Here is a 14,083-nt window from a genome sequence, read left to right on the forward strand (position 1 = left end):
AGCCCTCGGATTGCCGCCGGGGGCTTCTGTCATTTCTTGGACATTTTGGTCGGTGGCAGGTCCTCGACCGCGATGTCCAGCTCATTGCGTGCGAAGTCGTAGAGCAGCTCTCGGACCAGCGTGCAAACGCTGATGTCCTGGGTGAGCGCGTACGCCTTGATGCCCTGAGCCACTTCCGCGTGCACGGGGACATTGAGGCGCGGCATGCCGCCTATCCCCATGTTCGTGCGTCCGACAGAAGACATAGCGATGCCCTTCAGGGTTCGTGGGTTGCCTTGACCCCCTAATTAAAGCGCGTATTCCGACTTTCCGAGCAGCTGCGCGCGAATGGCAGTATTCGCAATCTCGCTATTGGAATATCTATCTCGACATTGGCGAGTTGCTTTATGGAGAGACCGAAGCCGTAGGCGTCCGCGTAAGGCGCGTTCGGGCGTGCGTCGGGCGCGGGGGAAGGGTCGGAGGCGCGGACTCGGCTACGGGCCAGCGAGGCCCCACGGCGGGTGTGAAGGGGCGTTAGGGCGAGAGCCGGGGCGCGCGTCGGTGGGTCGGAGGTGGGTTCAACCCACCTGATAGGTGGGTTGGGCAGGAGCGACCCACCTTGTCGAAATCGGCTGTCTACCTGGGGATATCTCTCTCTGAGGTGGGTTAGGTGGGTTCTTTGGTAGGTAAATGCGAGAGAGGAAGAGAAGTAGTTATGAGAGGGCGCGCTACGAAAGCCGGTAGCGTGTCGTAGACCCACCTGAACCCACCTGATCGACATGTTTCCGCAGGTGAGAGGCTGAGTGGGTTGAGGGCGCAACCCACCTGATCGGCTGCCAGCCCCTGGATGGGCTCTGGCCATGTCGAGATAAAGGACTTGCGGACGACTCGCCGCTGAGGGTGCGATTCGGTGTGTATGCGCAGGTCAGGGTGTGTGCACTGTCTGCGGATGTGTACTCGATATTGGGAATCGGACATAGAGAAAGCCCCTTGGATTGGCAGCGGAGCGCCAGGAGCCATGAGCATCCCGGCGAACTGACTGCGCCTCCTTGGGGCGTCTGGTGTCCACATTACCTGTCAGGGCGAATCGCGCTCCGGCTCCCCGGCGATTCCCCGCCTGCGGCCCTGCCGCGAACGCCCTGGTAGGACGGGGTCGGTTGGTGAAACCCCGACGAACCCCGTCTCCTGATTCCCATCTCGACATGGGCGAACGGGCAGGTCAGAGGGGGCGGCAGAACGCCGTTCCCTTCTCGCCTTGCGTTCGAGGAGAACGACGGGCGGGGCAAGGACCGGCCCGTGCTGGTGGTGGCGCGGGAGCCGGGCGGGACGTTCCTCGCCGTGCAGTTGTCGAGCAAGGGGCACGACGGGGACCGGGAGTGGGTGCCGATCGGCAGCGGGCCGTGGGACCGTTCGGGGCGGCCGTCCTGGGTGGGCGTGGACCGGGTGCTCCGCCTGCACGAGGCGGGGATGCGGCGGGAGGCGTGCGCCCTGGACCGGATGCGGTTCAACTCCGTGGTGCACCGGCTGCGGGAACGGTACGGCTGGCGCTAGGGGATCCGGCTCGCGCCGGAGGATCCGGCCGGCGCTCCCGCGGAGCCGACATGGAACTCGCGTTCGAATGCCGCCCGGATCGTCGCGCCCCTCGTGCGGTCCAGTACGCCGAAGACGACGTGCTCGAAGTGGCCCTCGAACCGGCCGCCGTCCGTGAGGAGCGTGCGGAACGCGGTCGCCACGTGAGCCGGGTCGTTGCCGAAGACACCGCAGCCCCAGGCGCCCAGGACCAGCCTGCGGTAGCCGTGCGCCACGGCGGTCTCCAGGACCCGTTCCGCGCGCACGGCCAGGGCGCGCGGCAGTTCACGGGCGCGCTCCGGCGCCGTACGGCGGACGACCGACGCGTTCGGGGCGGCGGAGGTCAGGAATCCGGCCGTGTACGGGGCGGGCAGCAGGTCACCGCGGTCGTCACGGAAGACGGGCACGGCCGGTGAGTGGATGACACGGTCCGTGTAGAACGGGTCGCGGTGGGCGCGGTGGTGGTCGTAGAAGCCGCGGGCCTCGCGGACGCAGACGTACAGGGCGGAGGCCCGGCAGAGGGCCTCCTCCTGGGCCTGGGCGCCGTTCAGGTAGCCGCCGCCCGGGTTGCGGGCCGAGGCGAAGTTGAGGACGGCTACGGGAGCCGTGCCGGTCAGACGGCGGGCGGCCTCCAGGCTGCTCTCGCCGGTGACCTCGATCCGAGTCGGCACGGACACGGGGGCGGCCGGTGGGATCACGGGGTCCGGGCCGTACAGGCGTGTTCCCGAGCGGGCCGCGTCGATCGACGCCGCGAGCGACACCTCGCGGCCGTCCGGTGCGCGGTAGTAGCCCGCCGCGACGATGTCCTCGGTCTCCCGTGCGATGCCCCGCAGGCGGGCGCTCATGGCGCCACCCCCGTGCGCGCCATGAACGCCGCCCGTGCGCGCTCCCCCGTCGTGCTCATGGACGCATCCTGGGCGATGCTGATGGATGACCGCAACGGAGTTTTCCTGGCGTGAATGACCCTCGACGGGTCCGGGAAGAGGTGCCTGAAGTTCCTGGAAACAGAGATCGACGATCCGCATTGCGGCGATCTGCACCCTTGTGCGGACCGTCACCCAAGGGTTTGGGTGGGACGAGCACCGCCGGTCCGGCCCTCGCGGCACCGGATCGGCGACATGGTGGAATCTCAGGAGGATCCCGACATGTCAGATTCGGCTAGTGGCTGTACGGAGCAGCGCTCCCTGGTCACCGAGGCGGAGGTGGAGGCCCTCGTCCGGGGCATCTGCTTCAAGACCGGACCACCCCGCACCCTCGGTGTCGAACTCGAATGGCACGTCCATGAGCTGCGCGATCCGCGGCTCCCCGCGACACCCGCACGACTCGAAGCGGCCTACGCCGCACTGCGGCCCCTGCCCCTGGCGTCGTCACTGACGATCGAGCCGGGTGGCCAGCTGGAGCTCAGCTCCGCTCCCGCCGCCTCCCTGATGGAGTGCGTCGGATCCGTCTCCGCCGACCTGGACGCCGTACGCGCGACGCTGCGCGAGGCGGACCTCGGCATCAGCGGCTTCGGCCATGATCCCTGGAACCCCCCGACCCGGTTCCTGCGCGAGCCCCGGTACGACGCGATGGAGGTGTACCTCGACCGCTTCGGGCCCGAGGGCCGGTCCATGATGTGCTCGTCGGCGTCCGTGCAGGTCTGCATCGACGCCGGGTACGAGGAACCGGGCCCCCTCGGCTACCAGCGGCGCTGGTGGCTGACGCACCAGCTCGGCGCGGTGCTGCTGGCCGCGTTCGCGCACTCCCCGCTGGCGGGCGGCCGGATCACCGGCTGGCGTTCGACACGGCAGTCGCTGTGGGCGGCGATGGACCCGGGCCGGACGACGGCCCCGGACCTGGACGGCGACCCGCGCGGCGCCTGGGCGCGGCTGGTGCTGGACGCGCCGGTGATGTGCATCCGCGCCGACGAGGGGCCCTGGGGTGTCCCGGGCGCCATGTCGTTCCGGGAGTGGATCCGGTCCGACACCCCGCCGAGCCGCGCCGATCTCGAGTACCACATGACGACGCTGTTCCCGCCGGTACGGCCGCGTGGCCATCTGGAACTCCGCATGATCGACGCGCAGCCGGGTGAGGACGGCTGGCTCGTGCCGCTCGCCGTGACGACGGCGCTGTTCGAGGACCCGGAGGCCACCGAGGTCGCCTACCGGGCGGTCAAGCCCCTGGCCGAGCGGGCCGGTTCCCTGCGGGCGCCGCGCAATCCGCTGTGGGACGCGGCCGCCCGTTCGGGCCTGGCCGACCCCGAGCTGCGGGAGGCGGCGGCCGTCTGCTTCGCCGCGGCGGCCGAGGCACTGCCACGGCTCGGCGCGAGCACACGGGTGCTGGACGCCGTGGCGGAGTTCATCGACCGCCAGGTGGCCCGGGGACGCTGTCCCGCCGACGATCTGCTCGACCAGTTGCACGGGAAGGACCTCCCCGCATGACCGCGCCCGAGACGCCGGCCCCGACGCACGACGCCGGCCCCGAGATACTGCGGGAGCGCGCGCTGGCGGCGCTGACCACGGCACGCGCCCGCACCGCGCTCCTCACCTCCGCCGTCGACGAACCCGACCTCACCGCGCAGCACTCGCCGCTGATGTCCCCGCTGGTGTGGGACCTCGCCCACATCGGCAACCAGGAGGAGCTGTGGCTGCTGCGCAACGTCGCGGGGCGGGAGGCGATACGGCCCGAGATCGACGGGTTGTACGACGCCTTCGAGCATCCGCGTGCCGAGCGGCCCTCGCTGCCGCTGCTGCCGCCGGAGGAGGCCCGCCGTTACCTCGCCGAGGTACGCGGCCGGGCCCTCGACGTGCTGGAGGACAGCGACTTCCACGGCACCCGGCTCACCGAGGCGGGCTTCGCCTTCGGCATGATCGCCCAGCACGAACAGCAGCACGACGAGACGATGCTGATCACCCATCAGCTCCGCAGGGGTCCGGCCGTGCTGTCGGCGCCCGACCCCGGTCCGGCGCCGCTGTTCACGGGGCCGGACGAAGTCCTCGTGCCGGGCGGGGAGTTCATGATGGGCACCTCGACCGAGCCGTGGGCGCTGGACAACGAGCGGCCCGCGCACCGGCGGGTCGTCCCGCCGTTCCACATCGACACCACCCCGGTGACGAACGGCGCGTACCAGGCGTTCATCGCCGACGGCGGCTACGAGGACGAGCGCTGGTGGACGGCGCGCGGCTGGGACCACATCCGCGCGCACGGCATCACCGCGCCGCTGTTCTGGCGGCGTGACGGACGGCAGTGGCTGCGGCGGCGCTTCGGCGTCACCGAGGTCGTGCCGGCCGACGAGCCGGTGCTCCACGTGTGCTGGTACGAGGCCGACGCGTACGCCCGCTGGGCGGGGCGGCGGCTGCCCACGGAGGCCGAGTGGGAGAAGGCCGCCCGTCACGACCCGGTCACCGGGCGCTCCACGCGCTACCCGTGGGGCGACGCCGACCCGACGCCCGACCAGGCCAACCTGGGCCAGCGCCACCTCCGTCCGGCCCCGGCCGGCAGCTACCCGGAGGGCGCGTCCCCGCTGGGCGTACGGCAGCTGATCGGCGATGTGTGGGAGTGGACGTCGAGCGACTTCCTGCCGTACCCGGGGTTCACGGCGTTCCCGTACAAGGAGTACTCGGAGGTGTTCTTCGGCCCCGAGTACAAGGTGCTGCGGGGTGGTTCGTTCGCCGTGGACCAGGTGGCGTGCCGGGGGACGTTCCGCAACTGGGACTATCCGATCCGGCGGCAGATCTTCAGCGGTTTCCGCACGGCCCGTGACGCGTCCCCGGAGGCCGTCTGATGTGCCGTCACGTGGCCTACCTGGGGCCGGAGGTGCCGCTGGGCGCGATCCTCAGCGAGCCCGAGCACAGTCTGTTCCGGCAGTCGTGGGCGCCGCGCAGGCAGCGGTACGGGACGGTCAACGCCGATGGTTTCGGCGTCGGTTGGTACGCGGACGGCGACCCGGTCCCGGGCCGCTACCGGCGGGCCGGACCCATCTGGGGCGACCTGTCCTTCACGGATCTCGCCCGGCTGGTCCGCACGGGGGCGCTGCTCGCCGCCGTACGGGACGCCACCGTGCCCGGCGCGGACCAGGAGGCCGCGGCGGCGCCGTACGCCGGCGGGCCCTGGCTGTTCAGCCACAACGGGGCGGTCGCCGGGTGGCCCGGGTCCCTGGCGCCGCTGGCCGGCGGGCTGCCCGCCGTGGAGATCCTGTCGATGGAGGCCCGCAACGACTCCGCGTTCGTGTGGGCCCTGGTCCTGAACCGGCTGCGGGCCGGTGACGAGGAGGGGCAGGCGCTGGCCGACACGGTCCTGGAGGTCGCCCGGGCGGCCCCCGGGTCGCGGCTCAACCTGCTGCTCACCAGCGGCGACAGCATCATCGCGACGGCCTGGGGCGACACCCTGTGGTACCTCGCCCGGCCCGGTCGCGGCACCGTCGTGGCGTCCGAGCCGTACGACGACGACCCGCACTGGGTCGAGGTGCCGGACCGCACGCTGCTCGTGGCCGACCGCACGGACGTCCTGCTCACCCCGCTCAAGGAACCGGAGGAAACCGGGCGCCCGGGCGCCGGTCCAGTCCCCGCACCACCGAAGGAGTCCCCTGCGTGAGCCCGTTCCGCCTCACCCGCACCCTGCCCGAGGACGCCACGGACGCGGCCCTGCGCGCCGACGTCCTGAACGGCCTCACCCGCACCCCGAAGACGCTGCCGCCCAAGTGGTTCTACGACGCGCACGGCAGTGAACTGTTCGACCGGATCACCGAGTTGCCCGAGTACTACCCGACCCGTGCCGAGCGGGAGATCCTGCTCGGCCGGGCGGCGGAGATCGCCGCGGCGAGCGGTGCGCGCGCACTCGTCGAGCTGGGTTCCGGCTCGTCCGACAAGACGCGGCACCTGCTGGACGCGATGCCCGAGCTGCACACGTACGTCCCGGTGGATGTGAGCGAGAGCGCGTTGCGGCAGGCCGGCGAGGCGCTGGTCGCCGAGCGGCCGGGGCTGGAGGTGCACGCCCTGATCGCGGACTTCACCGCCGGGATCCGGCTGCCCGAGACCCCGGGGCCGCGGCTGGTGGCGTTCCTCGGCGGCACGATCGGGAATCTCGTCCCCGAGGAACGGGCCGCGTTCCTGACCTCGGTGCGGGCCCTGCTGGCACCCGGCGACGCGCTGCTGCTGGGCACGGACCTGGTCAAGGACGAGGCGGTGCTGGTCGCCGCGTACGACGACGCTGCCGGGGTGACGGCCGCGTTCAACAAGAACGTCCTGTTCGTCATGAACCGTGAGCTGGGGGCGGACTTCGATCCCGGCGCGTTCGACCACGTCGCCCTGTGGGACGCCGAGCGGGAGTGGATCGAGATGCGGTTGCGGTCACGGACCGCGCAGACCGTGAAGGTCCCCGCGCTCGATCTCGCGGTCGACTTCGCGGCCGGCGAGGAGCTGCGGACGGAGGTGTCGGCGAAGTTCCGCAGAGAGGGAGTGACGGCCGAACTGGCCGCGGCGGGGCTGGACCTGACGCATTGGTGGACGGACGAGGAGGGCCGCTTCGCGCTGTCCCTGAGCGTGGCGGGGTAACGGGGCAGGGTTCGGCCGCGGGTGAGCGGCGGTTGATGAAGGGCGGGCCGCGGGCCCCGTCCCTTCAGGGGCGCGGGGAACCGCGCGAGAAACCACGGCCCACCCGCACCCGCCGAACCACCCGCACCCCCGACCTCTTCCGCGCCCGGCGACAACCGTCTCGCGCGGGAGCGCGACGTGGGGCACCGTGGAGGGACGTGTGGCCGTGCCGGCCACGGCGAGAGGTCCCGATAGGAGTAGCCGTATGTCCGACCACGTGTACCGGGTCACCGAGATCGTCGGCAGCTCGGGCGAGAGCGTCGACCACGCCATCCGCAACGGCATCGCCCGCGCCGCCCAGACCCTGCGCAACCTGGACTGGTTCGAGGTGACGCAGGTCAGGGGGCACATCGAGAACGGCGAGATCGCGCACTACCAGGTCGGCCTGAAGGTCGGTTTCCGACTCGAGGGTACCGACTGACCGCTCTCACGTACGACATCCCCGTCCCGCACCCGTCAGGTGCGGCCCTCCCGTTCCTGCGCCACCTTCAGTTCGGCGGAGGCGGCGGCCCAGCGTGCTCGTACGACGGGAAAGCCCGCCCGCTCCGCGTCCTCGCAGACCAGTTCGTCGTCGTCCACGAGGACGCGGATCTCGCGGGTCCCGGCCAGCTGCCGCAGAGTCTCCAGCTTCGTGCGGCGGGCCGGCCTCCGGTCGTGGTTCCGCCGCATCCAGATCCGCCCCTCGGGAAGCCCCTGCGCGGCGAGCCAGTCGACGGTGTCGCGCCGACACCGCTCGGGGCGCCCGGTGAGATACACGACCTCGCACTCCTCGGCGTACCGCAGCGCCAGGTCGATGCCCTCCACCAGCGGCGGATCCTGCGGGGCGGCGGCGAAGAACGCGTCCCAGTCGCGCGGCTTGCGCTCCAGGTACCGCTGCCGGTGCGCGGTGTCGGCGAGCGTGTTGTCGAGATCGAATACGGCGAGGGGCCTGCTGTCGTCGGTCACGGGGTCCACCCTAGGCAGAGCGTTACTCGTGTCGTCCGCCGTCGCTTCACACAAGGCACACAAACCCCTCCCATAGCTTTAAGTTTCAAACGTTAGGCTCGTCCTCTCTCCCCCCACAACAGCACAGGAGAATCGGTGTGCTTGACGGCGAAGTGATCGTGATCGGCGGCGGATACGGGGGCATCCGCCTCGCCAAGCAACTGGACGAGTACGCGCGGGTCACCCTGGTGGACCGCAAGGAGGTCTTCTTCCATCGCATCGCCGCTCTGCGCGCCGGTGTACAGGAGGAATGGACGACGACGCCCTTCATCCCCTACGACCGGCTGCTGGGCAACGGCCGGGTGATGGTGGGCAAGGCGGTCACCATCGACACCGCCGAGCGGTACGTGAAGCTGGCCACCGGTGAGCGGCTGCCGTACGACGTGGTGGTCATCGCCACCGGCGCCGACTATCCGGAGCCCGCCCGCTTCCTCGGGACGACCACGGAGGAGGCGGCCAAGACGTTCGCGGCGCACCAGGAGAGCATCGCCGCGGCCGAGCATGTGCTCGTCGTGGGCGGCGGTCCCGGTGGCGTGGAGCTCGCGGCGGAGATCCGGCTGGCCCGGCCCGCCACCCGGGTGACGCTCGCGCACGCGGGGTCGGCGCTGCTCAGCTCGACGGGCAGCAAGTGGGCCGGGCGGCGGGCCCTGGCCTGGCTGGAGTCGCACGACGTGGAGGTGCGCCTCGACTCGTTCATCTCTCCCGGCGCCGACTTCGGCACGTACCGGGACGGCCGAGGCCGTCTCATCGAGGCGGATCTGTCGTTCTGGGCGACCGGCACCACCCCGAACACCCTGTGGCTGCGGCTGGCCGGGCACGGCGACTGGCTGAACGCGGCCGGGCATGTGAAGGTCGACCGGATGCTGCGGGTCGACGGACGGCTCGACGTGTTCGCGGTGGGTGACGTGAACGACGTCAGCGAGCTGAAGATCTCCCCCGCCGCGATCGCCCAGGCGGACATCGCCGCGCACAACATCCGCACCTATCTGGGGAGTTCGGGGAAGCACCGCAAGGAACCGCGTCTCTACCGGCCGGTCCAGCGGACCCCGCTGATCGTGCCGTTCGGACCGGCCGACGGGCTCACCCTGATCCCCGTGCCGGGCGGCGAGACCGCCGTGCTCGGCGGCCGCACCAGCACCCTCGCGAAGGCGAGGACCCTGATGACGCCGTACATGCGCAAGCAACTCGGGTACTCCGCCTGAGGTCCCGGCGCGGGCTCCGGTCAGCCCGTGCCGGGCGGGGTGTCGGGTACCGGGACAGGGCGGAGGACCGTCAGCGCGTCCTCCCGGCGTGCCGTCATCACGAAGGGGAACCTGTCGACCTCCAGGCAGAGGTCGAGGTCGTCGGGGTGGTATCCGCCGCGCAGTCCGGCGGCGAGGTCCGTCGCGGCGCGGGACGTCCTCGCGCGGTGCACGTACGGGGCCGCCTCGACCTCGTCCCCGGCCATGCGTCCGCCGATGTACTCGGCGCAGGCCAGGTCCTCGTCGGCGCGGCCCTCCTCGCCGGTGACGACGAAGGTCACCGGGCCGGATGCCCGTGCCCGCAGGTAGCGCGCGGTGGGGCCGGCCACGACGAAGCTCGCGCAGAGGACCAGCGGGGAGTCCGCGACGGCGAGCGCCCCCACGGTCCCGGCCGTCGTCTTCTGCACCAGCGTGCGACCGGCGAGGTCGTGCCCGCTGAGCAGAGCGGGCGAGTTGACCGCGTCGAAGCCCTCCGCCGGGGGACCGTCCTTGAGGGCGAGCCACCCCGGGCGGCTCTCCTTCAGGGCGAGCGCCTCGCTCTCCGTCGCGGCCAGGACGATCCTCTCGACGCCGAGCGAGAAGGCCCGGGCGGCCACGGTGAAGGCGCGGATGACGTCGATGACGACCGCGACGCGGGGGACGCCGGTCAACTCCGGGATTCCCACGAAGTGATGATCCATCGGACCATGATGCCGTGCCCGCCGGGGATGCTCTGCCCGCCGTCCCTCCATGCCCACCGTGGATGGCATGTCCGCCGTCACCGCCATGCCCGCCTTCGAGGCCGTGTCCGCCGTCGCGGGCGCCGGCCCCGGCTAGGATTTCGTGCGCTTCAGCTGGTGTGCGCCGGCTCGGCGGCCCCCTGCTCCGTCATGTCGTTGGCGTGGGTGAGGAAGTCGTCGACCATCCGATGGAAGAGGCCGGCGAGCTGCCGGAGTTCCTCGGGCGACCAGTCCGCCAGGGCCATCTGCATGCCGCGGACGCCGGCCTCGCGCACACGGTCGATGGCCTGCTGCCCGGCAGGGGTGAGTTCGATGCGCTGCGCACGCCGGTCGTCCGGGTCGGGGACGCGGCTGACGTAGCCGGACTTCTGCAGCTGCTGCACCTGGCGGGTGACGTGCGAGGCCTCGACACCGAGACGGTTGGCCAGCTCCCCCGGGCGCATCGGCTCGGATTCGGCGATCTGCCGCAGGAGCGCCACGGCAGCGCGGTCCAGCGGGACCCCGGCGAGGCTCATCAGGCGCTCGTGCGCCCGGGCCCGGGTGCTGAGGTAGGTGATGCGGGTGAGGGCACGCTCGATCTCGACCACCTCCGGGGAGGCGGGGTCGAGGGGCAGCGGTGAGGGAGGCATGGACCCATTTTACCATTAGTTGCCTAACTCAAGTAAGTTCACCGCGACAGTCCTGGTCAATCGCAGGCGCACCCCATAGGATGCGATCTCCATTAACAGGTTTCCTGATGATTGGTTTCTCGAACGACGGGGCGTTGCACGGTGGTGTCGAGCGTCCGCGGACCGAACGGAGCCGCCCATGTCCCTCCTCGCTCGTCCGGCGGTGGCCGCCCTGGCGGCCAGGACGATGCAACGCCTGTCGGTGGCCATGAGCAGGCGGTCCTCCGGAACGGGGTCCACGGCGTCCTGGCTCGCCAGGCTTCCCGAATACACCTGTGCCACACGGGAGTTGTCGATCCCGACCTCGTACGGCCCGGCCCGCGCGGTGCTGTACCTGCCGTCGGACGACGAGGGCGCTCCCCCACCGGTCCACGTGAACTTCCACGGCGGCGGCTATGTCATGCCGCAGATAGAACTGGACGACGCGTTGTGCCGGTGCCTCGCCGTCGAGGCGGGTGTCGCCGTCCTCAACGTGGACTATGTCGTCGCCCCGCAGCATCCGTTCCCTGCCGCGCCCCGGCAGGCGTTCGAGGTCGTCCGGTGGGCCGCCGAGCACGGCGGTGAGCAGGGCTGGGACGGTGGCCGGCTCGGCGTCGGCGGACAGAGCGCGGGCGGCGGGCTCGCGGCGGCGGTGGCCCGCCAGGCCCTGGAGGAGGGCGGCCCCTCCCTCGCCCTCCAGATCCTGCACTATCCGCCGCTGGACCTGGCCACCCCGGCCCGAGACAAGCGTGCCGCGATCGCGAAGCCGCTGCTGCGCCCCTGGATGGCGGACGTCTTCGACAACTCCTACATTCCCGACCCGAAGCAGCGCGCCGACCGCCTCGCCTCACCGGCCAACCCCGCGGACACCGCCGATCTGACGGGCATCGCCCCGGCCTTGGTGGTCACCGCCGAGTACGACCTGCTCAAGGCGGAGGGCGTCGCCTACGCCGACCGGCTCCGTACGGCCGGGGCGCTGATCGGCCACCACGACGTCGCCGGCGCCGATCATGGCTACGACGCCGGCGACGAGGACAAGGCCCGCGAGGTGTACCCACTGATCGCCGCACACGTGCGGCGTGCCCTCACCGGGAGAAAGGCGTCCTGACGCGTAGCCCTCCCCGTCACATGGCCCGTCCGCGCAGGGGTACGCGGACCGCATGAATGACGGCAAGGCACCAGATCCCAAGGAGAGGGCCGAGCAGGCGGAGGCGGCCGAGGAGGCCCGCGCCGCCGCTCGTCCCTTCAGTTATCCGCATCCCGAGCGGCGCGCCGGGGTGCGCGCCACCCGCCACATCAGCCGGGAACAGGCCGACGCGGACAGCGTCCCCGGCGTGCCGGGCGGCTACGGCAGCACCGGCGGCGGTCAGGCGGGCGGTCGCGGCACACCTCGTCCGGGTGACGACACGGCGGACGAGTCCGGCGTCACCGATGTCGTCTCGGGACGTGAGCCGGAGACCGATCGGGGAGGTGAGGAGCGGTAGGTACCTCGAAGACGGTCGCGGGGCGGACACGGGGGCGGGCGGGACCCCCGGTGATCTCCGCCGGGCCGCGACGACGATACTGGCAGGCGCACGTGCCCCTGCTGCCCGATGGACTCATGCCTGCCTCCCCCACAGCCCGTCCCACGACGCCTCCCACGGTGTGGCCGGCGCGCGGCCGCCACGTCGGACCCGACGCGGAGGACGTCCTGCGTCATACCCTGCGCCGGCTCAAGGACAGCCGGACCATCGACGACTTCCTGGAACTGCCCGACCCCGGGGGTGACTCGCCGGAGCGGGTCTTCCAGGCCCGCTGGCGGGTCGCCGGGGAGGTGACGGTGCGCGCCCGGCTGAGTCTCGCGCCGGACCTCGGCGCCGGGCGGGAGTGGACGATCGTCGCGGAGGCGGAGGAGCCGTGGGACCCTGCGTGGCCCTCCCCTGTCACCCGGTTCTGGCCGGAGTACGGCGACTGGGACCACGACGCGGCCACGGGCCTGTCGCTGAGCAGGATCAACGCCCTGCCCGAGGACGACAAGGACGCCCGCCGTCTCCTCAGGGACGCCGGGCACGCCGGATGGTGCGTCCACGTCGTCGTCCACGAGGCCATGAGCACCGACGAGCGCGGCCGACTGCCGCTGGCCCGGTGGCTGGCGCCGAGCCTGCGGCACCGCGTGGTGGAGCACCGTGCCGCGCCGCACCAGCTGCGGGTGGTGAACTGGGCGCTGCGGGAGTTCGACCTGGAGGTCCCGCGCGGCGGCGCCGTCGTACTGCCCGGCAGCCCCGCGCCCGCCGACCTCGACGCCGGGGAGTTCTCCGTACGCGCGGTGTTCCTGGACGGTTCGGAGCCGACCGACCTCATCGCGGCGGTGACCCGGTTCGCCGCGCTGCCGCGGCCCCTGCCGGACGGCGCGGCCGCCGCCCTCACCGCCCTGCGGGAGGAGTGGCATCTGCTCACGCTGGAGGAGGAACTCGTCCGCGAGCGGAAGCTGGTGGCGATGTACGCCGAGGCGCTGGAGGCCATGACGCAGTCCCGGGACCTGTACCGGGAGGCGGCCGAACGTGCGCACGAGGCGCTCGCCGTGTACCGCGAGTCGGGCGGCGCCGTCCCCGCAGAGCAGCAGCCGACCACGCAGTCGACGTCCCCCTTCCAGCAGTTGACGCGCACGCTGGAACGCCTGAAGGGCGGCCCCAGAGCCTGGCGCCCTGACCCCGCGTCCCGGCCTGGCGACGGCGAGAGTCAGTCCTCCGCCCGGACGGAGACGACGGAAACGTAGGGCCTCTCGCGCCACGCGCTGCGCCGTCGGCAGCGCGAGGGGTCGGTCGGTGGATACGCCCAAGGGCCGGCCCGGCGGGAAGGACCGAGGTTCCCCGCCGGGCTGCCGTGACTGCTCCACGCCGCGGATTCGGCTTGCTCAGGTCTTGCTCGGTGACCTGGGCCTCGGGGATCTTCAAGCGCTCTTTACCCGGTCCAGGTCCAGCGCCTCCAGCGCGTCCTGCTTGACGTACTTGGTGTGCGACATCATCGAGTTGTTGATGAGGTCGCACTGCGGGCGACCCTGCTTGATCTGCGCCATCAGCGGGGCGTCGTCCAGGTTGAGCACCTTGACCTGAATACCGGTCTCCTGCGTGAACGGCGTGTAGATCGCCCTCTGGAGGGCCGCACCGTAGGAACCGCCGCTGTCACGGACGATGACCGTCTTACTGCCGCCCTTGGCGCCACTCCACCCGCCGTCCGGCTGGCGCCGGTACCGCAGGCGGAGAGGGACGGCAGAGCGGCGAGGGCGGCCAGGCCGCCTGCTCCGCGCAGGAGCGCTCTACGACCGATCTGGGCATCACTCATGGCAATACTCCTCATCCGGGGACGCGTGGGACCGGCTGTGCGGGGGCTTTACC

General features: G+C 71.6%; 15 protein-coding genes and 1 pseudogene. 10 read left to right on the forward strand and 6 right to left on the reverse strand.

The window, feature by feature from the left end; translation table 11 throughout:
* Positions 1–29: 29 nt before the first annotated feature.
* On the reverse strand, positions 30–245 hold the full coding sequence (locus tag M8J73_RS36600) for a hypothetical protein (RefSeq protein WP_157873290.1): 216 nt from the start codon (positions 243–245) through the stop codon (positions 30–32).
* 994 nt (positions 246–1,239) lie between these two features.
* On the opposite strand from M8J73_RS36600, the pseudogene M8J73_RS36605 reads away from it, so the two are divergent.
* Positions 1,240–1,530: pseudogene (locus M8J73_RS36605) on the forward strand (type II toxin-antitoxin system PemK/MazF family toxin); the annotation flags it as partial.
* Here the strand turns inward: M8J73_RS36605 and M8J73_RS36610 are convergent.
* On the reverse strand, positions 1,527–2,393 hold the full coding sequence (locus M8J73_RS36610; protein WP_055541565.1) for a TIGR02452 family protein: 867 nt from the start codon (positions 2,391–2,393) through the stop codon (positions 1,527–1,529). The pseudogene M8J73_RS36605 and the gene M8J73_RS36610 overlap by 4 nt on opposite strands.
* A gap of 300 nt (positions 2,394–2,693) precedes the next feature.
* Here M8J73_RS36610 and egtA point away from each other — a divergent pair, with 300 nt between their 5' ends.
* From egtA to M8J73_RS36635, 5 genes are all read left to right on the forward strand, one after another.
* Positions 2,694–3,968 carry an ergothioneine biosynthesis glutamate--cysteine ligase EgtA gene (egtA, locus tag M8J73_RS36615; RefSeq protein ID WP_055541564.1) on the forward strand — a complete coding sequence of 425 codons (1,275 nt, stop codon included), beginning with the start codon at positions 2,694–2,696 and terminating at the stop codon, positions 3,966–3,968.
* Positions 3,965–5,311, forward strand: coding sequence for an ergothioneine biosynthesis protein EgtB (gene egtB / locus M8J73_RS36620; RefSeq protein ID WP_055541563.1), 1,347 nt, complete (start codon positions 3,965–3,967; stop codon positions 5,309–5,311). The genes egtA and egtB overlap by 4 nt, the downstream gene beginning before the upstream one ends.
* On the forward strand, positions 5,311–6,120 hold the full coding sequence (gene egtC, locus M8J73_RS36625) for an ergothioneine biosynthesis protein EgtC (RefSeq protein WP_055541562.1): 810 nt from the start codon (positions 5,311–5,313) through the stop codon (positions 6,118–6,120). The genes egtB and egtC overlap by 1 nt, the downstream gene beginning before the upstream one ends.
* Positions 6,117–7,079 carry an L-histidine N(alpha)-methyltransferase gene (gene egtD, locus M8J73_RS36630; RefSeq protein WP_055541561.1) on the forward strand — a complete coding sequence of 321 codons (963 nt, stop codon included), beginning with the start codon at positions 6,117–6,119 and terminating at the stop codon, positions 7,077–7,079. The genes egtC and egtD overlap by 4 nt, the downstream gene beginning before the upstream one ends.
* A 244-nt stretch (positions 7,080–7,323) precedes the next feature.
* Positions 7,324–7,539, forward strand: a complete 216-nt coding sequence (locus M8J73_RS36635; RefSeq protein WP_055541560.1) for a dodecin — start codon at positions 7,324–7,326, stop codon at positions 7,537–7,539.
* 35 nt (positions 7,540–7,574) lie between these two features.
* On the opposite strand, the gene M8J73_RS36640 is transcribed toward M8J73_RS36635, so the two are convergent.
* Positions 7,575–8,063, reverse strand: a complete 489-nt coding sequence (locus M8J73_RS36640; RefSeq protein WP_055541578.1) for a phosphatase domain-containing protein — start codon at positions 8,061–8,063, stop codon at positions 7,575–7,577.
* Positions 8,064–8,200: 137 nt separating this feature from the next.
* Here M8J73_RS36640 and M8J73_RS36645 point away from each other — a divergent pair, with 137 nt between their 5' ends.
* Positions 8,201–9,304 (forward strand): FAD-dependent oxidoreductase, encoded by a 1,104-nt coding sequence (locus M8J73_RS36645; RefSeq protein ID WP_249829580.1) that lies wholly within the window; start codon positions 8,201–8,203, stop codon positions 9,302–9,304.
* A 20-nt stretch (positions 9,305–9,324) separates the two neighbouring features.
* On the opposite strand, the gene M8J73_RS36650 is transcribed toward M8J73_RS36645, so the two are convergent.
* The gene (locus M8J73_RS36650; RefSeq protein ID WP_249829581.1) at positions 9,325–10,023 is read right to left on the reverse strand and encodes a 2-phosphosulfolactate phosphatase; all 699 of its coding nucleotides are present in this window, start codon (positions 10,021–10,023) and stop codon (positions 9,325–9,327) included.
* 149 nt (positions 10,024–10,172) lie between these two features.
* The gene (locus tag M8J73_RS36655) at positions 10,173–10,691 is read right to left on the reverse strand and encodes a MarR family winged helix-turn-helix transcriptional regulator (RefSeq protein WP_206188096.1); all 519 of its coding nucleotides are present in this window, start codon (positions 10,689–10,691) and stop codon (positions 10,173–10,175) included.
* A gap of 178 nt (positions 10,692–10,869) precedes the next feature.
* Between M8J73_RS36655 and M8J73_RS36660 the strand changes: the two genes are divergently transcribed.
* The 3 genes from M8J73_RS36660 to M8J73_RS36670 all read left to right on the forward strand — a co-directional run bounded on the left by M8J73_RS36660 (position 10,870) and on the right by M8J73_RS36670 (position 13,464).
* On the forward strand, positions 10,870–11,817 hold the full coding sequence (locus M8J73_RS36660; protein ID WP_249829582.1) for an alpha/beta hydrolase: 948 nt from the start codon (positions 10,870–10,872) through the stop codon (positions 11,815–11,817).
* A gap of 52 nt (positions 11,818–11,869) precedes the next feature.
* Positions 11,870–12,193, forward strand: coding sequence for a hypothetical protein (locus M8J73_RS36665; RefSeq protein WP_249829583.1), 324 nt, complete (start codon positions 11,870–11,872; stop codon positions 12,191–12,193).
* Positions 12,194–12,309: 116 nt separating this feature from the next.
* Positions 12,310–13,464: a hypothetical protein gene (locus tag M8J73_RS36670; RefSeq protein ID WP_249829584.1), complete on the forward strand. Its 1,155-nt coding sequence runs from the start codon at positions 12,310–12,312 to the stop codon at positions 13,462–13,464.
* A gap of 174 nt (positions 13,465–13,638) precedes the next feature.
* On the opposite strand, the gene M8J73_RS36675 is transcribed toward M8J73_RS36670, so the two are convergent.
* Complete coding sequence (locus tag M8J73_RS36675) at positions 13,639–13,791, reverse strand: hypothetical protein (RefSeq protein WP_249829585.1); 153 nt, start codon at positions 13,789–13,791, stop codon at positions 13,639–13,641.
* Positions 13,792–14,083: the final 292 nt, after the last annotated feature.

The sequence above is a fragment of the Streptomyces neyagawaensis genome (assembly GCF_023516595.1).
Lineage (GTDB): Bacteria > Actinomycetota > Actinomycetes > Streptomycetales > Streptomycetaceae > Streptomyces > Streptomyces neyagawaensis.